We start from the raw sequence: 25,261 nt of genomic DNA on the forward strand, positions 1-25,261 counted from the left end.
GCTTGATCAGGACTCACCATGTTCGAACACATCGATGCCTTTCCGGGCGACCCGATTCTTTCGCTGAACGAGAATTTCCAACACGATCCGCGCGAGCGGAAAGTCAACCTGAGCATCGGCATCTATTTCGACGAGGCCGGCAAGATTCCCGTGATGGGCGCCGTGCGCGAGGCCGAGCGGCAACTCGCGGCCGCGGTCGGCCCGAAGCCGTACCTGCCGATGGCCGGCATCGCCGGCTATCGCGATGCGGTGCAGACGCTCGTGTTCGGCAAGGACTGCGCGGCGCGCGATGCGGGCCGCATCGCCACGGTGCAGACGGTGGGGGGCTCGGGCGCGCTGAAGGTCGGCGCCGATTTCATCAAGCGTTATTTTCCCGACACGCCGATCTGGGTCAGCGACCCGAGCTGGGAAAACCACCGCTTCGTATTCGAGCGCGCGGGCCTGACGGTCGACACCTATCCGTATTACGACGATGCCACGGGCGGCCTTCGCTTCGAGGCGATGCTCGCCGCGCTCGACGCGCTGCCGGCGCGCAGCGCGGTGCTGCTGCATGCCTGCTGCCACAACCCGACGGGCGTGGACCTCGACGACGCGCAGTGGCTCAAGGTGATCGACGTGCTGCAGGCGCGCGAGCTGCTGCCGTTCATCGACATGGCCTACCAGGGCTTCGGCGCGGGCCTCGACGCCGACGCGTTCGCGGTGCGCGAGCTGGCGCGGCGCGGGATTCCGGCGCTCGTCGCCACCTCGTTCTCGAAGAACTTCTCGATCTACGGCGAGCGCTGCGGCAGCCTGTCGGTGATCTGCGAGGACGCGGCCACCGCCCAGCGCGTGCTGGGCCAGCTGGCCAGCAACGTGCGCGCGATCTACAGCAATCCGCCCACGCAGGGCGCGAAGATCGTCACGACCGTGCTGGACTCGCCGGAACTGCGCGCGCAGTGGGAGGAGGAACTGGCCTCGATGTGCCGGCGCATCGCCCGGATGCGCACCGCGATCCACGACGGCCTGCGCGAGCACGTGCCGGCCGAGGCGCTGTCGCGCTACGTCAAGCAGCGCGGCATGTTCACCTACAGCGGCCTGACCGGCACCCAGGTGGACGTGCTGCGCGAGAAGCACGGCGTCTACATCCTGCGCTCGGGCCGCATGTGCGTGGCCGGGCTCAACGAGTCGAACGTCGCGATCGTGGCCGAGGCGATCGGCGAGGTGATCGCAAGCGGCGTGTAAGCGAGCGGGGCGCGACGGCCTCTTTTCACGGGGCTGCTCGTGCTTGCTTTCACGCCGTTTTCCATGCCGGCGCCGCCGCGCGCCCGGCAGTCCGTCTGGAGGTCAGGATGAGCATCCGTGTGGTTCGGCTCGGCGCGCCGCGCGCGCCCGACGAGGGCGTGCGCATCGGCACGGTGCGGCGGCCGCCGCGCGGCGTGCCGAAGGCCGAATTCGCGACGCGCGACTACTACGACGTCTGGCTGCCGGTGCTCGCGCCGAGCGAGGCGCTGGTCAAGGCCATCCACGCCGTCAGCACCGACGCCCAATGGCGCGCCTGCGAGCGCAGCTTTCGCGCCGAGATGGCCAAGGGCGACGCCGGCAAGGTGCTCGACCTGCTCGCCGCGCTGTCGCACACGAACGACTTCTCGGTCGGCTGCTATTGCGAGAACGAGGCCCGCTGCCATCGCAGCGTGCTGCGGCGGCTGCTCGAATCGCGCGGCGCGGCGGTGCTGCCCTGAGCCGGGCCGCACCGCCTGGTCGAAACCCGGGGCGGTACGGAGTTTGCGAGCCGCGCGGTGAGAGGGCCATAAGACGGCCACAAGACGGCAGCAAGAGGGCCTCGAGTGGGCGCGATGAGCGGGCCTGGGGTGGGCCTTGGGTGGGCGGTGCGAGGCCGTGGTCTCGGGCGAGGTGCCTTGATCACGCGCAAGCGGCGGCGCAGCGCGCCGGCTATTCTGAGACAACGATGCGTGTCGCATCGCCAGATCAGGAGGCTGCCATGCATATCTCGTTTCCCCAGGATGCCCCGCAATACATCCCGGCCGATCCGGCCATCGCGTTCCCGGTGCTGATCGATACCACGCGCCTGCGTTGCGAAATCAGCGCCGAGGCGCTCGAAAGCCATTTCGGCGCGGCGTCGGCCGGCGAGGGCGACCTGCGCCATGCGTTCGACGCGCACCGTGATGAAATCGAGGAAGCCGCGCGGCGCATGATCGAGGCGGCGGGCGGCAAGCCCGTGAAGCTGACGAGCGGCTATTTCCGCTTCTGCGGCTGAGCTTCGCCGCCTTCGCCGCGCCGGCCGCGCCGGCGGCCCCGCGCCGTTTCCGCCCGCTCGCCGTTTCGTGCTGCCGGCCCCGGCTGCACGAAACGACGCGTCAATCGTCCGGATCGTCGATCAGCCGGTGCCGCAGCGCGTAGCGCACCAGCGCCGCTTCGTGCGGCATCTGCATCTTTTCCAGGATCCGCGTCTTGTAGGTGCTGACCGTCTTCGCGCTCACGCACAGCGCGTTGGCGATCTCGGTCAGCGTCTGGCCCGCCGCGATGCGCCGAAACACGTCGAATTCGCGGTCCGACAGCCGCTGGTGCGGCAGCGTGTCGGCCGGCTCGTTGAGGCTCTGGGCGAAGCGCTCGGCCATCGACAGGCTCACGTAGACGCCGCCCGAGGCCACCTTCGCGACCGCGCCCACCAGTTCGGCGCTCGCGCTTTCCTTGGTCAGGTAGCCGGACGCGCCGGCGCGAAACGCGCGTAGCGCATATTGCTGTTCGGCATGCATGGTCAGCACGAGGATTCGCAGCGTCGGTTTCTCGTCCTTGATCTGGCGGATCAGCTCGACGCCGTTGCGGCCCGGCATCGATAGATCGAGCACCAGCACCTGGGCCGGCGTGGCGCGGATCAGGGCGATCGTGGAGGCGCTGTCGTAGGCTTCGCCGGCGACTTCGAAGCCGGTGGCGTCCCGCAGGATGTGGCGCAGCCCGTCGCGCACGAGCGCGTGATCGTCGGCAATCAGCACATGGATCATGGCAGGTTCGGGTCCGGTGTCGAAGGCAGGGGGATCGTGATCGTGAGCGCGTAGCCCTGGTTGCGCGCCGTCTCCATGCGCACGGTGCCGCCCAGCATGTGCGCGCGCTCGCGGATGCCGAGCAGGCCGAAGGACTTGTCGTCGGGCGCGCGGCGGCCGTCCGCTTGATCGGCGCCCACGCCGTCGTCGACGATGCGCAGCACGCACTGGCGGTCCTCGATGCCGAGCGTGAGCGCCACGTGCGAGGCTTCCGCGTGGCGCGCCACGTTGGTCAGCGCCTCCTGCACGATGCGGAACAGGGCGGTCGCGGTGGCGTTCGGGAACCGCACGTCGCCGGGATCGATGCGGCGCTCGACCTCGATGCCGTAGCGGTTCGTGAAATCGTTCGCGAGCCATTCGATGGCCGGCACGAGGCCGAGATCGTCGAGCATCACGGGCCGCAGGTCGGCCGCGATGCGGCGCACCGAGGCCACCGTCGCGTCGATCAGGCGCCGCATCTCGCGCAGCGGCTCCACCACGCTCGCATGGGCCTCGCCGGTGCCGTCGCGCAGCAGCCGGTGCTCGACGGCCGAGAGGTCCATCTTCAGTGCCGTCAGCTGCTGGCCGAGGTCGTCGTGCAGCTCGCGCGCGATGCGGGTCTTTTCCTCCTCGCGCACCCGCTGCAGGTTCGCGGACAGCTCGCGCAATTCCTCGCGCGAGGCCTTCAAGGCGTTTTCGGCCTGCACGCGCTCGGTCACGTCGCGCATCATCACCGTATAGAGCTTGCCGTCGCCGTCGTGGATCTGCGAGATCGACGCCTCGATCGGGAATTCGTCGCCGTTCGCGCGCAGCCCGTACAGCAGCCGCTGGCTGCCCAGATGCCGCTCGGACTGGCCGGTCACGCCGAAGCGCGCGATGTGGCTGGCATGCGCGTGACGAAAGCGCTGCGGGATGAAGCGCGTGAGCGGCGCGCCGATCGCGTCCATCGCCGACACGCCGAACACCTTTTCGGCCATCGGATTGAAGATGACGATCTTCTGCTCCTCGTCGACCGTGATGATCGCCTCCATCGACGAGCGGATGATGCCCATCATGCGCGCCTCGTTGAGCCGGCTGCCGCTCGGCGCGGTGCGGGCCGCCGCGCGGGCGCGAGACCAGCCGGCCAGCGCGGCGGCCAGCGACAGCGAGGCGACCAGGCCCGCCGCCAGCACGACCGAGGCGAGCGTGCGGGCGCCGGAGGTGGCGTCCACCGCGGTGTAGGCGAGCGTCAGCGTAGCGCCGCCGAACGCGAGCGTGTCGGTGCGCACGAAGTTCGCGCGCGCGAGCGGCGAATCGTCGGCGGGCGGTGTCTCGGTGGCATAGAGCGGCGCGCTGCCGGGCTCGGCGAAGGCCTGCAGGCCGAGGTTGCGATCGTCGGCGCCGGCGAGCTCGAACAGCCGCGTGAGGTCGAGCGGCGCGAACAGGTAGCCGGCCGGCGCGCGCCGCGGCGCGCCGTTGGCGGCCGGGGACGACGCCAAGGGCGCGGCGTCGAAGGCCTCCACCGGCAGGTAGAGCGTGAGCGCGGCGGGGGCGCCGCCTTGCGCGGGGCGCACGGCGAGCACGAGCCGGCCTGTCTCGGCCGCGCGTCGCAGGGCGCTTGCGTCGGCAGCCGGCGGCGTCGGCTGGGTGCCGCGCACGATCGGCGCGAACAGCGTGATCGAGGCGAGCGAAGGGGACCTGGCTGACGCGGGCGGCGCGAGCGCGCCCGGCGAAGCGAGCGCGCCGGACGCCGCCGCCGATGCCGCCGATGCCGCCGATGCCGCCGATGCCGAGCCGGCGGCTGCCTGCGCGTCGCTCGCCGGTAGCACGGAGCGTACCCGGGCGGTGCGCTCGCCATTGGCCGGTGCCGCGTCCGGCCCGGTCTTCGGGCCGCCACGGCGCTCACTGGCAGAGCCCGACGCCTCGGCGCCCGCCGTGGCATAGCCGAGCGCGGCGAGCGGCGCGCGCATGCCGTCCGGGTCGAGCGTGGCCACGTAGTCGCGCCACGCCGCCGGGGTGAGGCCCGGCGCCAGCCGCAGCACGCCGCGCGCGCCGCTCAGCATGGCGCCGCCCGCCTGAAGCTCGCGCCGCAGGTTGGCCGTGACGCGGCTCGCGCGGCGCTCGAAGCGTGCCGTCATCGAGTCCTGCCAGGCCTGGCCGACGAACCACGCGACACCGACGGACAGCACCGCGCCCACCGCGAACGCGGCGAAGCCGGCGCTTGCCGGGCGGGCCAGCGCGGCGGCCAGCCGGGAGCGGGGCGCGCGCGGCTGGCCGGAAGGGAAGCGGGAAGAGCCGCTAGCATTCATGGCGAGTTGTCGGTGGTGCCGCGTGCCGGGTCGTATCCGCGTGCGGGAAACGCGCACACGTGCATCGGACGGTCCGTGGCGGGGATGAATGTTCGTTCTTATCGAGATGGAATTCTGATGGGTTTCCCTACTTTTTGCTAATGGGAGCAGGCAATCGCGCGCAGCGTATTATGGCGGCAAGTTTATCTGGATGCAGTGGACGCCGCGCGGGCCGCGCATCGGGGCAAGCGCGCCCGGCGTGACGTGCGGCGCTGCGGCAGCGATCCCGGCAAGGTGCCGGGGCTCGATCGAGTGCGGCCGCAACGAGGACGGAATGGGGCCGCCGGCCCGGCAGCCCGGCGGGGAGGCGGGGCCTGGACGAACGCCGGCGCCGCACCGGGCCCGAGCGCCGGATCGTGCGGCCTTCGGCCGAGCCGGGGAGGCCGCAGGCATGCCGAGCGCACGCGATCCGCTTGGAATCGGCAATGCTCCTTTGCTCACGTTCTGTAACCGAAACCGTCTAAAATGCGGCCATCCCGGTCGTGCGGTCGGGCGTCGCAGCCGGCACGCCGCCGCCGGGCGGCTTAGACCTGCGCAGCCCGGCTCGGTCGTGATCCAGGAGCGGCGCCGTGTGGCACTTTCCCGTTGCAATCCCTTCGTCGCTCGGCCCGTGGGCCGTCTTTCTCAGCGTGCTGGTCACGCAGCTCGGCCTGCCCGTGCCCGCCGCGCCGATGCTGATCCTGGGCGGCACGATGGCGGCGATGGGGCAGGCCTCGTACACCAGCATGTTCGTCGCGGCGATCAGCGCGACGCTGCTCGCCGATTCGCTCTGGTTCAGCGCCGGGCGCCTGCGCGGGCGCCGGCTGCTCAACGGGCTGGTGCGCTATTCGCTGTCGCTCGACACCACGCTGCGCATCGCGCGCAACGTGTTCGAGCGCTACGGCGCGCCGATCCTGATCGTTGCGAAGTTCGTGCCGGGCCTCGGCCTGATGTCGGCGCCGCTGCTCGGCACCACCTCGATCGCGGTTCCCGTGTTCCTGCTCTGGGATGTCGCCGGCGCGTCGCTGTGGGCCAGCGCCTGGCTGCTCGGCGGCGCCGCGCTCGACCATGAGATCGTGCGCATCGTGCTGTGGGTGCGCAGCAGCGGCGGCACGATCTTCGACGCGTTCGCGGCGATCTTCGTCACCTTCCTGCTCTATCGCTGGCTACGGCGCATCCAGTTCCGCCGCTGGCTCGCCAAGGTGCGCATCGAGCCGGCCCAGCTCGACGCGATGATGAAATCGGCCGAACCGCCGCTGATCTTCGATGCGCGGCCGCGCGCGATCCGCCAGCAGGACGCGTACCGGATCGCCGGCGCCTATCCGCTCGATCTCGACTCGTCCGAGCAACTCGATCCGGCGCTGCTGAACCGGCCGCTCGTGGTGTACTGCGTGTGCCCGAACGAGGCGACGGCCAAGCGGATCATCCAGCAGTTGCAGCGCAAGAACATCCACCACGTGCGGGCGCTGAAGGGCGGGCTCGATGCCTGGGAGAAGCACGGCTATCCGGTCGAGCCGCTGCCGGCCGATTTCGACGCGTCGCGGTACACGGTGAAGCCGGAGCGCGAGATGGACGGGGAATACACGGTGCGGGCGCGCTTGTCCGATACGTGACGACGGGTTGCGGCGGGCTCCGGCCCGGCCGTGCCAGCCGGTGTCCGCGGCGGGCCGGCGCGGGCCGCCGTCGCGCCGGTCTGCGCCCCGGCGTCGTCCCCGCCCGAGCACAGGTTTTTTCACAACCGGGCACAATCCTCCACGCTGTCCCATCCGAACGCGCGACCGCGCGGCTGCGCGCCGTCGCGTACCCCGACGTTCGCGCGGGCGCCTCACGAGGGCGGCGCGCGAACTGCCTTCACTTCGAACGGAGCGCCCATGGCAAGCAAAACGATCGCAGATTATCTGGCCCACACCCTGGCGGAAGCCGGAGTCGAACGCATCTGGGGGGTGACGGGCGACAGCCTGAACGGCCTGTCGGACAGCCTGCGGCGGCTCGGCAAGATCGAATGGGCGCATACGCGTCACGAGGAGACCGCGGCGTTCGCGGCCGGCGCGGAAGCGGCCGTCACGGGGCGCCTGGCCGTGTGCGCGGGCAGCTGCGGCCCCGGCAACCTGCACCTGATCAACGGCCTGTTCGATTGCCATCGCAACCACGTGCCGGTGGTGGCGATCGCCGCGCACATCCCGTCCTCGGAGATCGGGCTCGGCTATTTCCAGGAGACGCATCCGCAGGAGCTGTTCCGCGAGTGTAGCCATTACGTCGAGCTGGTGTCGAACCCGAAGCAGTTCCCGCGCGTGCTCGACCGCGCGATTCGCGCCGCGGTCGAGGAGCGCGGCGTGGCCGTGATCGTGCTGCCCGGCGACGTCGCGCTCGAGGCGGTGCCCGATGCGGTGCCCGGCCATGTCAGCTACGAGGCCGGCGCGGTGGTGCCGCCCGAGCCGCAGCTCGACCGGCTCGCGAAGCTGCTCGACGCGTCGCGCAAGGTCGCGCTGCTGTGCGGCAGCGGCTGCGCGGGCGCGCATGACGAGATCGTGGCGCTGGCCGACACGCTCGGTGCTCCGATCGTCCACGCGCTGCGCGGCAAGGAGCACGTGGAATGGGACAACCCGTTCGACGTCGGCATGACCGGGCTGATCGGCTTCAGCTCCGGCTATCACGCGCTGAAATCATGCGACACGCTGCTGATGCTCGGCACCGATTTCCCCTACCGCAACTTCTATCCGACCGACGCGAAGGTGATCCAGATCGACCGGCGCGGCGCGGCGATCGGCAAGCGCGTGGCCGTGGACCTGGGGCTCGTCGGCGACGTGAAGGCGACGCTCGCCGCGCTGCACGGGCGCCTCGCGCGCAAGACCGAGCGCCATTTCCTCGATGCCGCGCTGCGCCACTACGCCGAGGCGCGCGAGGGGCTCGACAGCCTGGCGCGGCCGTCGCCGGTCGGCAAGCCGATCCATCCGCAATACCTGACGAAGCTGGTCAGCGAGCTGGCTGCCGACGACGCGATCTTCAGCGTGGACGTGGGCACGCCCACGCTGTGGGCCGCGCGCTACCTGAAGATGAACGGCAAGCGGCGCCTGCTCGGCTCGTTCAACCATGGCTCGATGGCCAACGCGTTGCCGCAGGCGCTCGGCGCGCAGGCCGCGCAGCCGGACCGCCAGGTGGTGGCGCTGTGCGGCGACGGCGGGCTGTCGATGCTGATGGGCGAGCTGCTCACGGCGCGCCAGCAGCAGCTGCCGCTCACCCTGGTGGTGTTCAACAACAGCTCGCTCGGCTTCGTGTCGATGGAGATGAAGGCGGGCGGCTATCTCGACGACGACACGCGGCTGGCCGATACCGATTACGCCGCGATCGCGCGCGGCGCGGGGATCGAGGCGATACGCGTCGAACGGTCGGAGGAACTGGAGGCCGCGTTGCGAAAGGCGTTCGCGCTGCGCAAGCCGGTGCTGGTCGACGTGGTGACGGCGCGGCAGGAGATTGCGCTGCCGCCGAAGATCGAATGGGCGCAGGCCAAGGGTTTCAGCCTCTACATGCTGAAGGCCGTGCTCAATGCGAAGGGCAACGAGGTGGTGGAACTGGCGACGACGATGTTCCGTTGAGGCGCGTTCGGCTGGAGAGGGCGGCCGGCGGCGCAGGCCGCCGGCGCGGGACACGGCCGCGCACGCGAGGCGCGGCGGCCGGTTGCGGCTTACTTCGGGTCGACGTCGTGCCGGGCCTGATCCGCGTCGTGCCCGGGGGCGGCCGCCTCGGCGGCTTGGGCGGCTTCGGCATCGGCTGCCTCCGCCGCCGGCGCGGCCGGGGTGGCGGCGGGCATCACCGCCGGCGCTTCGGCGGCGTCGGTCGCCGCCAGCTCGGTTGCCGGCGCTTCGGGCTGCGCCGCGGCCGCTGCGTCCTGCGGACCGCTCGCGGCGTTCGCAGGCGAGGCGCCCTTGGCGCCGTCGCCGCGCTTCGCGTCGCCGCTCTTGCCCTTGCCGGCCGAGCGCGACCGGCGGGCCGCGTCGAGGCGGACCGCGCCGGCCGCCTGCTGGGCCGTCACGGTGCCGGCTTCGGCGCCCGTCAGGTCGACGCGCGCCGCGCCATCGACGAGGCAGGCCCAGTAGCGGCTGCCGCGGCACCATTCCTTGATGGCGTCGCGCAGCTGCGCTTCGTCCAGGCCGAGTTCGGCCGCGTGGCCGACCAGATCCTTGAAGATGCCGATCTTGAGCGGCACCTTCGGTGCAGGGCTCTTCGGGAACGCCGCCGGGAAGCGGCGCTGCAGCTTGCCGATCGTCAGCACGGTCGGATTGACCGGCTTCGCGTCGGCGGCCGGGGCCGGGCGGCGCGCAGGCTGCTGCGGCTTGCCTGCGGGTTGCTGATGCGCCGGCTTCGACGATTTCGCCGGCGAATGGCCGCCGGACGGTTTCGCGGCAGGCTGGCCGGACGGCTTGCCCTGCCGGCCCTGCGGCTTGGCATCGGCTCGCTGCTTCGCGAGTTGCTTCTTCAATTCTGCGAGTTGTTCGAAACCCATGTGCACGATCATTCAGGTTGGACTGCGATTGTAACAGCCTGGCATCGGGTTTCGCCGGTCGCCGTGGAAAGAACTTCACGGCAGGCGAGATCGCTGCGCGAAAACACCGTGACGGCGCGTCATGGTCCCGCCATACAGACGGATGCCCGCGCGGCGCTGCCGGCCCGACCGCGGCCGTCTCGAACCACCCTCAAGTTTTCCGCGGGCATGCCGTTAACCGCTCCGGTCCCTGATCCAGGGCTGAAAAACCGCGGGCCACAAGCCCCCCGTTCGAGCGAGCTTTCACCATGCTTTCGTCCCTTCGCGCCCGCATCGTCGTCGCCAGCGTCGCCATCGTGGCGTTCGCGCTCTGCGCCAGCACGATCATCGGCTACGTCGTCACGCGTGCCTCGAATCTGGCCAATCTCAACGTCAACCTGTCGGCGGCCGCCGCCGACAACGGCAGCGGCGTGCGCGACTGGGTCGCCTCGAAGCGGCGCATGATCGAATCGCTGAGCGAGGTGGCGCTCTCGCCGGACCCGGTGCCGATGTTCCGGCAGATCGCGGCGGCGGGCGGCTTCCTGAACGTCTACGCGGGCTACCCGGACAAGAGCTCGAAGTTCTCGGACCCCGCCGGCGTCCCCGCCGACTACGATCCCACCAGCCGCCCCTGGTACCGGCAGGCGGCCGAGGCCGGGCACACCGTGGTCACCACGCCCTACGTGGATGCGCGCACCGCCAAGGTGGTGGTGACGGTGGCCGTGCCGGTGCTGCGCGACGGCCAGCTGAAGGCGGTGGTCGGCGGCGACGTGACGATGGACGACGTGGTGGCGAACGTGAAATCGATCCATCCCACGCCCGGCAGCTTCGCGATGCTGGTGGACGGCACCGGCCACCTCGTCGCGCACCCCGACGCGTCGCTGGCGGGCAAGCCGCTCGCGGATCTCTCGCCCGATCTCGCGAACCTGCCGCTCGCCGCGCTCGACGACGCGAGCCGGCCGTTCGTGGCCCGCATCGGCGGGCGCGACGAATGGTTGCGTGCGCAACCGATCGCCGGCACCGACTGGCGGCTCGTGGTGGCCTTCGACGAGGAGGAGGCGACTGCCGCCACGCGCGCGCTGCTCGCCACCTTCGCGATCGTGTTCGTGGTGATCGTGCTGCTCGCCTCGGCGATCGTGGTGGCGATCACGCGCACGGCGTTCCGGCGGCTCTCGCAGGTGCGCGACGCGATGGCGGCGATCGGCTCCGGCTCGGGCGATCTCACGCAGCGGCTGCCCGCCGACGGCCGCGACGAGGTGGCCGACATCGCGCGCTCGTTCAATGCGTTCGTGGGCAAGCTGCACGAGGTGATGCGCGAGGTGCGCGACGCGGCCGAATCGGTGCGCACGGCAGCCGACGAGATCGCGGCCGGCAACGTCGACCTGTCGTCGCGGACCGAATCGGCCGCCGCGAGCCTGGAGCAGACCGCCGCCTCGATGGAGCAGATCACGGCCACCGTCGGCCAGTCGGCGAGCGCCGCGCAGCAGGCCGACGAGCGCGCCGGCGCCGCGCAGCAGATCGCCTCGCACGGCGGCGAGGTGGTCTCGAAGGTGGTCTCGACCATGGAGAAGATCGAGGGTGCCTCGAGCCGGATCGGCGACATCATCGGCGTGATCGACGGCATCGCGTTCCAGACCAACATCCTGGCGCTGAATGCCGCCGTGGAAGCGGCGCGCGCCGGCGAGCAGGGGCGCGGCTTCGCGGTGGTCGCGCAGGAAGTGCGCAGCCTCGCGCAGCGCAGCGCGCAGGCCGCGCGCGAAGTGAAGACGCTGGTGGAGACGACCGTCGAGCGGGTCGGCGAGGGGGCCTCGCAGGTCCGCACCGCCGGCGCGACGATGGACGAGATCGTGGGCAACGTCGCCGGCGTGACGGCCATTATCTCCGAGATCCGCCACGCGTCGGGCGAGCAGACGCGCGGCATCCAGGAGGTCAACCGCGCCGTCGCGCAGCTCGACGAGATGGTCCAGCAGAACGCGGCGCTGGTCGAGCAGTCCACCGCCGCGACGGCCGCGCTGCAAACGCAGGCGAAGCTGCTGACGGCCGCCGTCGGGCGCTTCCGGGTTGCCTGAGGGCATGGCGGCCGGCCGACGCGCACCGGAGGGGGCTGGCCCGGCGGGGTGTGCGATGGCCGCCCGATAGGAGCGGCCCGATGACCGGCCGGGCGATAGGATTGGGCTGCCGATTGGGCCGCCGGTTGGGCTGCCGATTGGGCGCCGATTGGGCGCCGGTTGGCCGGCCCGGGCGACAGGGGCCTGGCCCGCAGGCGCCGTTTCATCCCGCAATTTCGAAAATGATTGAAGCGGCACGCTTCAGGCCGCGCCGGGTCTGCCGTTTACCTAGAGAGTTCGGTACGCTTGCAGGCGCGCTTGCACGTCTGCTGCGATCGCAGTTCGTGCGACGCAGCGCGCCGCGCCCGCGCCGCCGGTCAGGCGAAGGTCGGGAACGGGAGTATGTAAAAAAGCGCGTCACTATCTCAAAATAGTGGGTTGAGTGAGACCTGTTTGAGCGTTATAAACCGTTGCCACGCGTGGATCGAGCGTTGCGCCCTCAAACGGCGCGACGTCGCCGATCGATCGCGCGGAGACTCCGGTGTCCTACGAGGAAGCTGTCATGTCGAATTACCACGAGTTGCTCGCTCAATTGAACGAGTTGACCCGCCAGGCCAGCGAGGCCCGCGAAACGGAACTCAAGGCCGTGATTGCCGACATTCGTCGTGCGATCGCCGAGTACGGTCTGACCGAGCGCGACCTGTTTCCGCCGCGGCTCGGCCGTCCGCGCAAGCAGGACCAGAAGCCGAAGCCGCGCTACCGCGACCCGGAGACGGGCGCCACGTGGACGGGCCGCGGCCGGGTGCCGGGCTGGATCGCCGGACAGGATCGCGAGCGTTTCCTGATCTCGTGAGCGAGATCGCCGACGGGGCGGATCCAGCGCGCCGTGCCGGCCCGAGCCGATATGCCGGGCCTGGCCGCGCGCGTTGAACCGGATGCGACCGGCGCCGTGCCAGACGGCGGTCACGATACCGGCGCCACGGGCGGTGCCCGGGCTGCCGCGGCAGCCTGAAAAAATGTGATCGACCGATCACGGGAATGATGTTTTTGGCGTGAATTCGCCTATGCCGCCGTTTGAAGCGCAGTCAAACGTTTGCGCACTCCACTTTGCCCGAATAACGAAAAAAGCGCGGCCCGCGCCGGCGACGCCGCTCGCCGGCCTGCGCGACTCCCAACTCGCCCGCCCGTCGGCCGGCAGCTTACCCACGCCGCCGTGTCCCGCTCGGCCGTGATGCGCACGCCGTCCCGGCGCACTGCCTGAGCGCGGCGCCGGCCCTGCCTCCACTTTCGCCTGCCGGGCCCTCAGCGCTTGGCCTCGTCATAACGCCCAGGCCCGCCAACGGCGGGAGCGGCGCGCTGCGCGTCGTTCCGCTGGCGCCGGCCCCTGCCGCCTCGCCGGGTCCCGCCGTACCGCGTTCACTCGCGGTCGCCGGCCCGGTCCCGCTTGCGCCGGATTGGCGCCCACGCCGGGCAGCGGTGTCGGCGCGACCATGCGGAACAAAGATTGCTACGCCGGTGCTTCGCTGCAATGCCGCAGACGGCACCGCCGCGCCGGCGCTCATGATTGCCGGCGTCCCGCCGGCCGGCTTCGACGGCGCCGCGCCGCGCCATGTGCGGTGCCGCATGCCAGGCGGCCGCGAAGCTTACGGCCGCCGTTCTTTCCCTTTACACCGCCTTGCCCGAGGGCCGCCCGTCGCCGCCGTTTGCTCTACGCTCCTGACGCGATCCGATTCGGGTCATATCGCGGACCGCCCGGCACGCCAGCTCGCCGGGGCCGCGCATTTCCAGCCAGCGGGACGCCCGCTTGCGCGCGGCATGGCCGTCGCCGCCGCGCGTGCGGCGTTGCGCTCGATCACACCAAGTACAGGAGGGGGCATGGCAGCACGCCGTTTCGTGAAATCGCTGATCGCGTCTTGCATCTGCGCCGGCCTGCTGGCCGCCTGCCACGACGACGGCACGCCGTCGGGCGGCACGCCGGCAAGCGGTTCGGCGCTCGCGTTCCGGATGGACGCGGGCGGGCAGGTGAACGCGTTCCTGCGGCAGGACAAGGTGGCCGCGCATCTGCTGATGCGTTCGTCAACCAAGCCGCGCCTGCTGGTGGTGTTTCCCGCCGGCAACAGCGGCACCGGCCTCTGGTTCGACGACACCGCGCGCGCCGTGAACTGGAGCATCGACACGCCGCCCGCGCCGATCGCGCAGCAGGACCATCTGGGGCGGCCGCTCTACGGCATCGCGTCCGACGTGTCGGTGGACACCGGCACGCTGACGATCCGCCAGGGGCTGGCCAGCAGCGTGCGCTTCCTGCGCGACTACAACGGCGGCGCGACGGTGCCGCAGCAGATCCTGACGACACCCGTGGTGAGCGACGCCGGCGCGCAATGGCAGCGCGACCGCGTGGACGGCGCGCCCGGCTACGCGCTGCGGATCTCGCTGCGCCAGGACGGCACCGTCACCGCCACGCCCGACGGCAAGATCGTGCTGCAGGCGGCGTCCGGGGCCGGCACGCTGAAGCTGCACGTCGAGGCGCTGACCGGCGAGACCCCGCTCTCGCCGATCGCGCACGACGCGCTGTTCGACGCGCAGGTGGGCGCCGATCCGGTGAGCCAGAACGTGGTCGAATTCCTCAGCTTCGACGACAAGCTGCTGGCCGGCTCGTGGCAGTACGACACCTACTTCGGGCGCGACACGCTGATCTCCGTGCAGATGCTGATGCCGGTGCTGCAGCCGCCCGCGATCGAGGCCGGCCTGCGTTCGGTGCTGGGCCGCCTGTCGCCGGACGGCAAGGTCGCGCACGAGGAGGGCATCGGCGAGTTCGCGCTGATCGACAACGCGAAGAAGGGCCGCCCCAACGATCCCACGCCGACCTACGACTACAAGATGATCGATGGCGACTATCTGCTCGCGCCCGTGATGGCCGCCTGGCTGCTCGACGACGCGCGCGGCCAGGCGCGCGCCGCCGCCTTCCTGGCGCAGGCCGCCGGCGGCGGCGCGACCAACGGCAGCCTGTTCGTGACCAACCTGCTGCACGTGGTGAACACCGCCCAGCCGTTCGTGCAGCAGCCGTCCGCCGCGAACCTGATCCATCTGCGGCCGGGCGAGATCGTCGGCAACTGGCGCGACAGCACCGATGGACTCGCGGGCGGGGTGGTGCCCTACGACGTCAATGCCGTGCTGGTGCCGGCCGCGCTGCGCGCCGCGGGCAACTTCCTCGCGCGCGGGCTGCTCGATCCGTACCTGAGCGCGGACCAGCGCGCCGTGTTGCAGAACGCGGCCGCCGAGGCCGCGGCCTGGGAGCAGCAGGCGCCGCCGCTGTTCCGGGTGAGCGTGCCGGCCGCGCAGGCCGCCGCCGCCGCGTCCGCCTACGCCGCATCCGCAGGCGTGCCGGCCGGCAGCGCGCCCGGCGCGCCGCTCGATTTCTATGCGCTGTCGCTCGACGCGAACGGTGCGCCGATCCCGGTGATGAATTCCGACGGCGGGTTTGCGCTGCTGTTCGACACGCCGTCCGAGGACGTGCTGCAGCGGATCGTGACCGACGCGACGCGCCCGTTTCCGAACGGGCTGATCACCGACGTGGGCATGCTGATCGCGAACCCCGCCTATGCCGATTCGTCGCTGTGGCCCAAGTTCACGAGTTCGGCCTATCACGGCACCGTGGTGTGGTCGTGGCAGCAGGCGATGTGGGTGGCCGGGCTGGACCGGCAGCTCGCGCGGCAGGATCTGTCGGACGCCACCCGCACGCTGCTCGCGCAGGCGCGGCAGCAGATCTGGCAGGTGATCTCGAACGCGCGCGAGATGCGCACGCAGGAGATGTGGACCTGGTCCTGGCTGAACGGCCGCTATCAGGCCGACGCGTTCGGCACGCGCAGCGCCGACGCGACCGAGGCGAATGCCGCGCAGCTCTGGAGCACGACCTATCTGGCGATCCGGGACCCGGGGCTGCGGGCCGGGAAGTTCTGGTGGCAGGCGTCGGGCGGCGCGGGCGGCGAGGCGAGGGCGCGCGCGGGGGCGTCGCGCGGCGTCGCGCTGGCCGCGGCGCGCGGGTCGTGACGGGCGGCGGCGCTGCCGGTGCGCCGCGTGGGCGGTGCGACGCCAGCGGGGCCGCGATCGGTCCGGCGACACGGGCCTTGGCGCGCGTTGACGGGCGGCCGACGCGCCACGGCTTGGCCGCGATGCGCGGCAAGCGGCGGTGCGCGGGCGGCGCGAATGGTCGTGACGCGACAGCCGCTTGGCGAGGCGCGACCGACGCGGTGTTTTCCCGGTAGGCACGGCGCGCCACGAGCCGTTATAACGTCGGGAGCGTGGTTCGGACGGGGAGGCCCGCGATGAAGTGGCTGGTGATCTTGCTGATCGGCTTGATCGGCACGGCGGCGGTGGCCGCGCACGGTGCGGGAGACGATGTGAGCGTCGTGCTCGCGGCCGGTTATGCGGCGACGGTGGTGGCCGGGGTGATCGCGGGCCGGATGCTGTGGCTGCGCGCGGGGCGGGGCCGGCGCTAGGCAGGCGGTGCCGTGCGGTGCCGTTCGATACGGGCGCCGCTCTCGCGAGCCGCGAGAGCCGGTGGCGCGGCGGCCGAATGCGTCGATCAGTCGATCAGTCGATCCGTCGATGCAGCCGGCGACGAGGCTTGCCCGCCGCATCGAGGGGCGTCTGCGGCGCGCCGGCGTGCCCGCCCGCGGCCCGCTCAGCGAGCCCGCGCCGCCGCCCCCGCCGCAGCGCCGGGCTTGGCCACGGCGCCACGCACCTCGAATGCCACATGGTCGGCCACCTTGCCGTCGGCATCGAGCAGTTCCAGCGTGTGACGTCCCGGCCACGGCAGCCATGCCACGCGTTCGCCGTGTCCGATCACGCGGCCGTCCAGCCGCCAGCTGCCGCGCCCGCTGTTGCCGGCCACGCGCTCGAACCAGACGCGCTGGTTGCGCGGCGGGATGTCCGGATCGACGGCGAAGATCGTGCCGTCGGTGGGGGCGGCGATCGCCAGCGGCGCGCGCGGCGCCAGGCCGGCCGTGCCGGCGGACACGGTGCGCACGTGTCCGGCCGGCCTCGCGCGGCTCGCGGCCGGCGCAGCCGGCTCGCCGCCCGCGCCGGCCGCGAGCCGCACCTCGGTGGTCTCGGTGCCGCGCAGGAACCACTCGTCGCGGGTGGGCTCGATCGCGCGCTCGAAGCTCACGCGCTCGCGCACCACGCCGGGCGGCGCGGTGGGCGCGACGCTGCCGCCGTCGCGATGCAGCCGCGCGACGATCGCGGCCCATACCGGTGCGGCGCCCGTCACGCCCGATACGTTGCGCATCGGCGCGCCGTCGGCGTTGCCCACCCACACGCCCACCGTATAGCGCGACGTGAAGCCGACCGCCCAGTTGTCGCGCATGTCCTTGCTGGTGCCGGTCTTGACGGCCGAGAACGCGTGCGTGGCGAGCGGGCTGTCGAAGCCGAAGGTGCGCGTGCGCGCGTTGTTGTCGGCGAGCATGTCGGTGACGATGAAGCTCGCGTCGGCGCTGAACACGCGCCGGCCCGCCGGCGCCGGCCTTGGCGCGGCGCCCGGCGCGGTGCTGCGCGGCAGGTCGAAGGTGGGCCGCGCGACGCCGCCGTTGGCGAGCGCGCGGTAGGCGTTGGCGAGCGTGAGCAGCGAGACGTCGGCGCTGCCGAGCGCGAGGCTGTAGCCGTAGTAGTCGCCCTGTTCGGTCAGCGGCAGGCCGAGCGCGGTCAGCGTCTTCGAGAAGCGGTGCGGCGTGACCAGCACCAGCGTGCGCACGGCCGGCACGTTCAGCGAGGAGCCGAGCGCGCTGCGCACGCTGACCCAGCCCTTGAAATCGTGATCGTAGTTCTGCGGCACGTAGAGGCCGCCGCCGGCGGCGAGATCGACGGGCGAATCGTCGAGCAGCGTGGCACCCGTCACGCGCCGTTCGTCGATCGCCTGCGCGTAGAGGAACGGCTTGAGCGTGGAGCCGGCCTGGCGCAGCGCCAGCACGGCGTCCACCTCGCGCGCGGCCGACAGCGCGCCCGACGAGCCGACCCAGGCGAGGATCTCGCCGCTGCGGTTGTCGATCACCACCGCCGCGCCGTCCTGCACGTCGCGCGACTGCGGCGGGGCGTTCAGCTCGATCAGCGTGCGCGTGAGGGTGTCGCGCGTGAAGCGCTGCAGGCCGGCATCGAGCGTCGAGCGCACGCGCGCGCCGGCCTGCGGCCGCACCTGCGCCGCCACGCGCCGCGCGAAATGCGGCGCGAGCGCCTCGCCATCGAGGAACGCCGACGACGGCGTGGCCGGCCGCGCGAACGCGAGCTGCACGAAGCCGTCGAGGCCGGCGCAGCGCGGCGCGGCCTGCATGTCGCGCAGGATCCGGCAGGCGCGCTCGGCCACTTTGGGGTACGGTGCGTTCGGCGCGCGGATCAGCGCGGCGGCCACCGCCGATTCGCGCTCGTCGAGGCCGGACGGCGCCTTGCCGAACAGCGTGTACGACAGCGCCGACAGGCCCACGGCCTCGCCGCGGAACGGCACCAGGTTCAGGTAGGCCTCGAGGATCTGATCCTTGCGCCAGGTGCGTTCCAGCCACAGCGCGTCGAGCGCCTGGCCGGCCTTCTGCGGCAGCGAGCGCTGGCCCGAGCGGCGCGCGTCGTCGCCGAGCAGGCCGGCCAGTTGCATGGTGACGGTGGAGGCGCCGCGGGTGCGCGCGTTCCAGAGGTTCGCCCAGGCGGCGCCGGCGATGCCGCGCCAGTCCACGCCGCTGTGCGCGTAGAAGCGCTTGTCCTCGGATACCACGATGGCCTCGCGCAGCGCGGGCGAGACGTCGGCCAGCGCGACCCAGTCGCCGCGCCGCTCGCCGTTGTCGATCCGCGTGCGCTGCAACGGCGTGCCGTCGCGCGCGAGCAGGATCCAGTCGGAGCTGCGCCAGTCGCGGCGCACCGCGTCGTAGCTCGGCACGGCGCAGGCGAGCGTGGCCGTGCCGAGGCACAGCGCGCCCGCCAGCACGCGCAGCAGGCGCAGGCGGGGCGCCCCGCCAAGCGGCCGCCCGGGCAGGCCGCCGGGCGGCTTCGCGGCGCGCCGCCCCCAGGCGCGCGAACGCGCCCCGCTCACGGCCGGGCGTCCGCGGCCGGCCGCACCACCACCGGCGCGTTCGGCGTCAGGCCGTATGCCGACGGCGCGTAGAGCGCCTCCACGCGCGTCGGCGGCAGGCCGAAGGTGCCGACCGCGTTGAGCCGTATCGTGTACTCGAGCGTCGTGTGGCCCTTGGGCAGGTAGTCGTAGTAGGCGCGATAGCCGTCGAAATCGCGCTCGACGAACACCGGCCAGCTGCCCTTCGGCGCGTTCTCGTCCTGCGTGGCCGCGGCCGAGTCGCGGCCGAGGCCCGAGCCGAGGATGGTGGCGCCGGCCGGTATCGGATCGTTGACGGCCACCCAGGTCATGTCGGCCTGCGCGTCGATCTCGAGCTTCACGCGCAGTACGTCGCCGCGCGTGAGCACGCCCTTGACGGCCGGATCGACCGGCGTGACCGTCTTGGCCACGCGGTAGCCGGCCGCGAACGGCGCCTTCAGCGCGACCGCCGCGAGGCTCTGGATCGTCGCCCAGGGCTTGCCGGTGCCTTCCTGCGTCAGCGCCAGCGTGACCGGGGCCTGCTGCGCGGCGGGCCAGGGCAGCAGCGCCTGGCGCGCGCCGGCCGCGCGCGTGGCGGCGGCCGAGGAGGCCGCGTTCGACGGCGCGGCGGCGGCCTGGGCCGCGCCGGCCGAGGCCGGCGTGCCGGCCGCCGCGCTGCCGCCCCAGCCGATGCGGCGCTGCGTGGAGCCGAACTGCAGCAGCGTCTGGCCCGTCACCGGCGTGCTTTCGTAGGTCTTCGAGAAGCGTTCGACGGCGAGCTGGCCGAGCGCGTTCGAGGTGGTGGTCTGCCAGGCGCCGTTGCGCTGCAGCGCGAGCAGGCCGGCCAGGATTCTCGGCATCTCGTCCTTCCAGGCCGGGTCGCCGTTGAACTCGAGCGCGAGCCGCGCGGCGTTGGTCTCGGTGCCGCTCATCAGCCACCAGAGGTCGTCGTCGCGCGCGGTCGAGAACACCAGCTGGGTGCCCTGGTAGGTGATGCGCGCGCGCAGCAGCTGCTCGACCTGCGCGCGCTTCTCGTCGCGCTGCGGGATGTCGGCCACGCGCGAGAGGATCGCGTGATAGTCGAGCAGCGCCGAGGTCGGCCAGCGTTCCGGCGCGATCGTCAGCGAGCCGAGCATGCGGGCCTGCGCCGCGCCGTGGCGCGACAGCGCCTCAATCGCGGCCAGCTTGCGCAGTTCCAGATCCTGGCGCGGCGCCCAGCTCTCGCGCGTGATGCGGCCGTCGACGAAGCTCGCGAGCCCGGCCTCGAGCTGCGAGCGCAGCGCGTCGGGAAGCGCGAAGCGCGGGTCGAGCTTGGCCGCCTCGTCGGTGACCGACAGCAGATAGGCGGTCAGCGCGGTGCTGCCGGTCGGGCCGCTGTCGGCGTCGGCCGGGAAGTAGTTCGCCAGGCCGTCGCGGTCGAGGTAGGCGGGCATCTGCGCCACCACGGCCTGCCACATCGCCGGATCGTGCAGCCCGATCGCACGCGAGGTCTGCTGTTCGATGCAGCGGTACGGGTAGCGCTCGAACCAGCGCGTGACGCCGGGCAGGCCGTCGGCGAGCCGGGACTGCAAGGCCACCGAGATGCCGCCGCGCGGCACGCCGTTGCGATCGGCGGCGGCGCCGGCCGGCGGCGCGACCGGCAGCGAGAAGCTGCCGTCCACCTGCGTGAGGGTGGCCTGCTGCACGGTGACGGGCAGCGCCGGCACGATCCGCTGCGTGATCTTCAGCGCATCGGCCGCGTGCGCGCCGCCCTGTTCGGCGGCCGCGACGCTCCATGGCAGCGCGCCGCCCGCGTCGGCGACGCCGTCCGGGATCGCCACGCGCCACGACACCTCGCGCGAGGCGCCGGCCGCGAGCTCGACCGTCTGCGCTGCGAGCGCGAGCCCCGGCACGTTCGGCGTGACCACCACCTTCATCGCGCGCGAGGTGGTGTTGCGCAGCGTGAACGGCGCGACCAGCGCGTCGCCCTCGCGCGCGAGGGGCGGCAGCCCCGAGATCAGCTGCAGGTCCTGCGTGCTGCGCACGCTGGCGCGGCCGGTGCCGAAGCGGTCGGCGCCCACCGCGGCGATCGCGACGATCGAGAAGCGCGTGAGCGCGTCGTTGAGCTTGACGTCGAGCGTGGCCTCGCCGCGCGCGTCGAGCGTCACGCGCGGGTTCCACAGCAGCAGCGTGTCGAACAGCTCGCGGGTGGGCGCGGTACCGCCGCCGCCGCCGGCCGGCACGGCCTTGCGGCCGAAGTGGCGGCGCCCGACGATCTCCATCTGCGCGGTGGCGGTTTCCACGCCGTAGCCGCGCCGCTGCAGCATGGCGCCGAGCAGGTCCCAGCTGTCGTTCGGCATCAGTTCGAGCAGGGCCTCGTCGACCGCGGCCACGGCCACCTGGGTGCCGGCCGGCGCGGGCCTGCCGTCGGGCAGCTTGACGGCCACCTTGACGTGTGCGGTGCCGCGTACCGGATAGCTGGCCGCGTCGGGCGTGACCGTCACGCCGAGCCGGTGCGGGGCGACGCCCACCTTGATCTCGGCCACGCCGTAGCGGAATGCGGGCTTCGACAGATCGACGAGCGGGGTGGGCGGCACGTAGTGGCGGCCTTCGTTCCAGAACGCATGCACCCATTCGACCGGCGTCTTCCAGCCCCAGGTGAAGAACGAGTACCAGGGCACCTCGCGCAGCCGCCCGCGCAGCGCGAGCACCGACACGTAGACGTTCGGCCCCCAGTCGGGTTCCACCTTCAGCTCGACGCTCGGATCGCGCCCGTTCAACTGCACCACGTGCGTTTCCATCACGCCCGAGCGCTCCACGGCCACCAGCGCGGTGGCGAAGCGGAACGGCATGCGCACCTGGAAGCGCGCGGTTTCGCCGGGCTCGTAGGCGGGCTTCTCGGGGATCAGGTCGATGCGATCGGTGTTGTTGCCGCCGAACCAGAGCTCGTCCTCGCGCACCACCCACACCGAGGTGCTGCCGGTGGCGGTGCGTCCGGCGCCGTCCTTGACCACGGCCACCAGCGAGATCTCGCCGGCGGTCTTGAGCTTCGCGTCGCAGGCGAGGCGCCCGTGGTCGTCGGTCTTGCCGCTGCAGAGCGTGCCGAGGTCGCTCGTCTCGCTGCGATCGTCGTAGGCGTAGAAGCCGCCCACCATGCGCTTGCGCGACGAGGTGGTGACGCGCGCGTAGCCGTGGATCTCCATCTCGGCGCCGGGGTGCGGCTTGCCGTCGAGGTCGATCGCGAGCGCGGTGACGGGCACCGTGTCGCCCACCGCCACCCAGTGGCCGGCCTTGATGCCGGCGGCGAGCGCGGCGGGCCACAGCGTGGTGTCGCCGCGGATCGTCTGGATCTCGCCGTTCGGATCGGCGAAGCTGGCCTCGAGCGAGAGCTGCCGCGGGGTGTCCACCTTCGGCAGCGATTTCAGCGCGAGGTTGCCGGCGCCGTTGCGGTCGAGCGTGACAGGCAGCTTGTCGGCCACCAGCTTCGGTGCGTCGGGGTCCGGCGCGGACGCGGTGTCGGCGCTGTCGGCGTCGCCATCGTCGTCGCTCGCGCCGGCGTCGGAGCCCGGCTGCTGCGCGCGGTACGGGTTGAACGAGAAGTCGGGATAGCGTTCCAGGAAGGCCGGCGTGGCGGGGCGCACCAGCGCCGACACGCGCACCGGCAGGTTCGATGCCGGGCCGCCCGAGACGTAGTCGAGCTGCACCGTGACGGGCGCCTCGCTCGCGCCGACGAGCGGGCTCGTCTTCGCGTCGCGCACGCCCACGGTGCCCTTGAACACGGGCAGGCGGAACGCCTCGACGCGGAACGAGCCGCTGTCGTAGCTGGCGCGCGAGGCGTCGTCGTCGCTGCCGCCGTCGCCGTCCTTGTCGTCGGCATCGGCGCTGCCGCTGTCGAGCGTGACCGCGTATTCGCCGAGCTTCGCGCCGGGCGGCAGCGTGAACGCCGAATCGGCGGTGTGGTCGGCGGCCCAGACGAGCGGTTGGTGATAGGTGTCGCCGCTGCCGAGGTGGCGGATCGTGACGCGGTTCGGATACTGCTTCGGGAAGCCGAGCGAGGCGAGCTGCTCGACGCGCAGGTAGTGCTTCATCGATACCGTCTCGCCGGCGCGCACCAGCGTGCGGTCGAACACGGTATGGGCGATCGCGCGCGGGCCGCTGCCGTACTCGGTCGGCACGTCGAAGCGCCAGCGTTCGATGCCGCGGTTCCAGTCGTCGAGCACGAAGGCCATGTCCGGGCCGGTGACCGGATCGTTGACGCGGGCCGACACGAAGGTGTTGCGATAGCCGTGTTCGTAATCGCACGAGCGCCGCGCGGCGAGCGTGCCGCCGATGGCGAGCAGCCCCTGCGCGTCGGTGCGGCCCGAGGCGATCGTCTCGCCGTTGCAGTCGGACACCCGGATCTCCGCGTTCGGCACCGGCTTGCCCTTGTCGAGCGTGGTCACCCACACCAGGCTGTTGTCGCGGCCCTGCTTGAAATGCACGCCGAGATTGGTGACCAGCACGGTGGTGCGCACGTACATCGGCGCGGGCTTGGCCATCAGCGAGCGGCCGAGCGCGGGCGAGGCCAGTTCGAGCACGTAGAAGCCGGGCTTGGCGATCGGCACGCCCACCACCTCGAACGGCCGCAGCGTGGCCGGATCGGCCTTCGGCAGCACCAGCCGCTGCAGGTTCGGCTGGCCGGCCAGCACCGACAGCGAGCGCAGGTCGACCAGGCGGCGCGCGCCGGTGAGCGGCTTCTCGCCCGCGGCGGGCGGCACGAATACCGGGTGCGCGGTGCGCTGCAGCAGGCCGGGGCTCACCGCGTCCAGCTCGTGCACCGACATCGCGATGCCGTCGAGCCGCTCGACGGTGCGCATCCAGTCGCGGATCGCGCTGTCGTCCTCGACGCGGATGTTCGCGAACTCGGCGCGGCCGGCCTCGAGCCCGGCGATCTTCAGGTCGGCCTCGACGTTGCGCAGCGTGACGGGCACCAGCGCCGGCGAGTCGGGTTCCGCGTAGCGCTCGATGATGCCGAACGTCGACGACGAGAACTTCGCGAGCGGCGGCATCGCGGCGGTGCGGGTCTTGAGCGGGAACAGGTCGGCGTTGCCGAGCGGCCGGCCGCTGTCGTCGGTCAGGCCGGCGGGCAGCGTGACGGTCAGCTCGGCGCTGGCGGGCAGCGGCGCGGCGAACTCCACGGTGCGCGTCTGGGCGGACTTGTCGTCGGGCTTGAAGGTGGGCGCGATCGCGCCGCCGGGGCCCTGCAGGCGCAGCTTTTCCGCGTCGGCGCGCGCGATCGGCGCGTTGAACTCGACGCGCATCGGCCGCAGCGGCGTGCAGGGCGCCTTCGCGTTCTCGCGCTCGCAGCTGAACGACGCGGCGAACGGCTCGCGCACCTCGTAGTCGTAACGCGCCTCGTTGTCGTTGGCGATGCCGCTCGGGCTCGCCACGCCCTTGCCGAACACCAGCTGCATCTTCACGCCGGGCGGCAGCGCCTGCGCGCAGCCGAGCACCAGCACGCGGGCCGCGTCGGCCTTCCAATTGAAATGATCGAGCAGCTTGCCGCGCGTGTCGGCATCGGCGAGCGTGACCGGAATGCGGTTGCCGATTCCGGTGGCCTCGCACCAGACGTGGTCGCGTACCGAGGCCTCGGTGGCCGGGCCGGTCAGCTTCAGCACGAACAGCTGGCGCTCCTCGATGCGCCCGCCGCCGGGGCGCACCGCGGCCGGATAGGGGCCGCCGGTCTGGAACGTGAAGCGGCGCGGGCCGCTGACGGCGTGGCCGGCCACCGAGCGCAGCCCCTCGTTCAGTTCGAGGGTGCAGGACACGCCGGGCGGCAGATCATGGCGGAAATTGACGAGCCAGGTGCGCGCGTCGCTCCAGCTCGCGTCGTATTTCGCAGCGGCCGCGTCGTTGCAGCTCAGGTGCGCCGGGTCGGGCTGCGCGGCCGAGCCGAACGCCACCATCGGCTCGTCGAACTTCACCACCGCCTGGCTGACCAGGGGCGAGGTGCCCTGCGGCGAGACGCTGACCGTCCTGGCGGCATCGGCACGCCAGCCGAAGCCGGCGCCGAGGCCCGCCGCGAGTGCCGCGAGGGCGCCCCAACGCACGATTTTTCTTGATGTGGTTTGCTTCATCGCTGGCCGTTCCTGGAAAGGGACGCATTTCGGGATGCCTGCGATTCTAACCGAGCCCTTTCAAGATCTGACGGGAATTTGCGGTGCGGCAAGACAGCCGGGCGGCGCCGGGGGGGGGGCCGCCGCACCGATTCCACGTGCCGCGTTCGGCGCGGGATTATCACGGATCGGCGAATGGCTTGTGCACGATAAAGAGATTGTTCATCGGGC

Annotated in this window: 14 protein-coding genes; 9 read left to right on the plus strand and 5 right to left on the minus strand. The window is 72.1% G+C overall.

What is annotated here, in order from left to right:
- Window positions 1-18: 18 nt before the first annotated feature.
- From KS03_RS07965 to KS03_RS07975, 3 genes are all read left to right on the plus strand, one after another.
- Complete coding sequence (locus tag KS03_RS07965; protein ID WP_012734019.1) at window positions 19-1,221, plus strand: amino acid aminotransferase; 1,203 nt, start codon at window positions 19-21, stop codon at window positions 1,219-1,221.
- 107 nt (window positions 1,222-1,328) lie between these two features.
- A complete protein-coding gene (locus KS03_RS07970) occupies window positions 1,329-1,718 on the plus strand; it encodes a DUF488 domain-containing protein (RefSeq protein WP_012734018.1) in 390 nt (129 codons plus the stop codon).
- 260 nt (window positions 1,719-1,978) lie between these two features.
- On the plus strand, window positions 1,979-2,254 hold the full coding sequence (locus KS03_RS07975; protein WP_012734017.1) for a DUF1488 family protein: 276 nt from the start codon (window positions 1,979-1,981) through the stop codon (window positions 2,252-2,254).
- A 100-nt stretch (window positions 2,255-2,354) separates the two neighbouring features.
- On the opposite strand, the gene KS03_RS07980 is transcribed toward KS03_RS07975, so the two are convergent.
- Together KS03_RS07980 and KS03_RS07985 are read right to left on the minus strand one after the other, a co-directional pair.
- Window positions 2,355-2,999: a response regulator gene (locus tag KS03_RS07980; protein WP_012734016.1), complete on the minus strand. Its 645-nt coding sequence runs from the start codon at window positions 2,997-2,999 to the stop codon at window positions 2,355-2,357.
- Window positions 2,996-5,305: a PAS domain S-box protein gene (locus KS03_RS07985; protein ID WP_045678742.1), complete on the minus strand. Its 2,310-nt coding sequence runs from the start codon at window positions 5,303-5,305 to the stop codon at window positions 2,996-2,998. The genes KS03_RS07980 and KS03_RS07985 overlap by 4 nt, the downstream gene beginning before the upstream one ends.
- Before the next feature lie 608 nt (window positions 5,306-5,913).
- Between KS03_RS07985 and KS03_RS07990 the strand changes: the two genes are divergently transcribed.
- Both KS03_RS07990 and poxB read left to right on the plus strand, forming a co-directional pair.
- Window positions 5,914-6,936, plus strand: a complete 1,023-nt coding sequence (locus KS03_RS07990; protein WP_012734014.1) for a VTT domain-containing protein — start codon at window positions 5,914-5,916, stop codon at window positions 6,934-6,936.
- 258 nt (window positions 6,937-7,194) lie between these two features.
- Window positions 7,195-8,916 (plus strand): ubiquinone-dependent pyruvate dehydrogenase, encoded by a 1,722-nt coding sequence (poxB, locus tag KS03_RS07995; RefSeq protein ID WP_012734013.1) that lies wholly within the window; start codon window positions 7,195-7,197, stop codon window positions 8,914-8,916.
- An 89-nt stretch (window positions 8,917-9,005) separates the two neighbouring features.
- Here poxB and KS03_RS08000 read toward each other — a convergent pair whose 3' ends face one another.
- Window positions 9,006-9,824: a ProQ/FinO family protein gene (locus KS03_RS08000; protein WP_012734012.1), complete on the minus strand. Its 819-nt coding sequence runs from the start codon at window positions 9,822-9,824 to the stop codon at window positions 9,006-9,008.
- 287 nt (window positions 9,825-10,111) lie between these two features.
- On the opposite strand from KS03_RS08000, the gene KS03_RS08005 reads away from it, so the two are divergent.
- The 4 genes from KS03_RS08005 to KS03_RS32000 all read left to right on the plus strand — a co-directional run bounded on the left by KS03_RS08005 (window position 10,112) and on the right by KS03_RS32000 (window position 16,386).
- Complete coding sequence (locus KS03_RS08005) at window positions 10,112-11,911, plus strand: methyl-accepting chemotaxis protein (RefSeq protein WP_012734011.1); 1,800 nt, start codon at window positions 10,112-10,114, stop codon at window positions 11,909-11,911.
- Between the two features lie 541 nt (window positions 11,912-12,452).
- Window positions 12,453-12,743 carry an H-NS histone family protein gene (locus KS03_RS08010; protein WP_012734010.1) on the plus strand — a complete coding sequence of 97 codons (291 nt, stop codon included), beginning with the start codon at window positions 12,453-12,455 and terminating at the stop codon, window positions 12,741-12,743.
- Between the two features lie 1,022 nt (window positions 12,744-13,765).
- Window positions 13,766-15,937, plus strand: a complete 2,172-nt coding sequence (locus tag KS03_RS08015) for a hypothetical protein (RefSeq protein WP_012734009.1) — start codon at window positions 13,766-13,768, stop codon at window positions 15,935-15,937.
- Between the two features lie 275 nt (window positions 15,938-16,212).
- Window positions 16,213-16,386 carry a hypothetical protein gene (locus KS03_RS32000; protein ID WP_153478898.1) on the plus strand — a complete coding sequence of 58 codons (174 nt, stop codon included), beginning with the start codon at window positions 16,213-16,215 and terminating at the stop codon, window positions 16,384-16,386.
- Between the two features lie 185 nt (window positions 16,387-16,571).
- Here KS03_RS32000 and pbpC read toward each other — a convergent pair whose 3' ends face one another.
- Together pbpC and KS03_RS08025 are read right to left on the minus strand one after the other, a co-directional pair.
- Window positions 16,572-18,902, minus strand: coding sequence for a penicillin-binding protein 1C (gene pbpC / locus KS03_RS08020; RefSeq protein ID WP_080569421.1), 2,331 nt, complete (start codon window positions 18,900-18,902; stop codon window positions 16,572-16,574).
- Window positions 18,903-18,955: 53 nt separating this feature from the next.
- Window positions 18,956-25,051, minus strand: coding sequence for an alpha-2-macroglobulin family protein (locus tag KS03_RS08025; protein WP_012734007.1), 6,096 nt, complete (start codon window positions 25,049-25,051; stop codon window positions 18,956-18,958).
- Window positions 25,052-25,261: the final 210 nt, after the last annotated feature.

The sequence above is a fragment of the Burkholderia glumae LMG 2196 = ATCC 33617 genome, from assembly GCF_000960995.1.
Taxonomy (GTDB): Bacteria; Pseudomonadota; Gammaproteobacteria; order Burkholderiales; family Burkholderiaceae; genus Burkholderia; species Burkholderia glumae.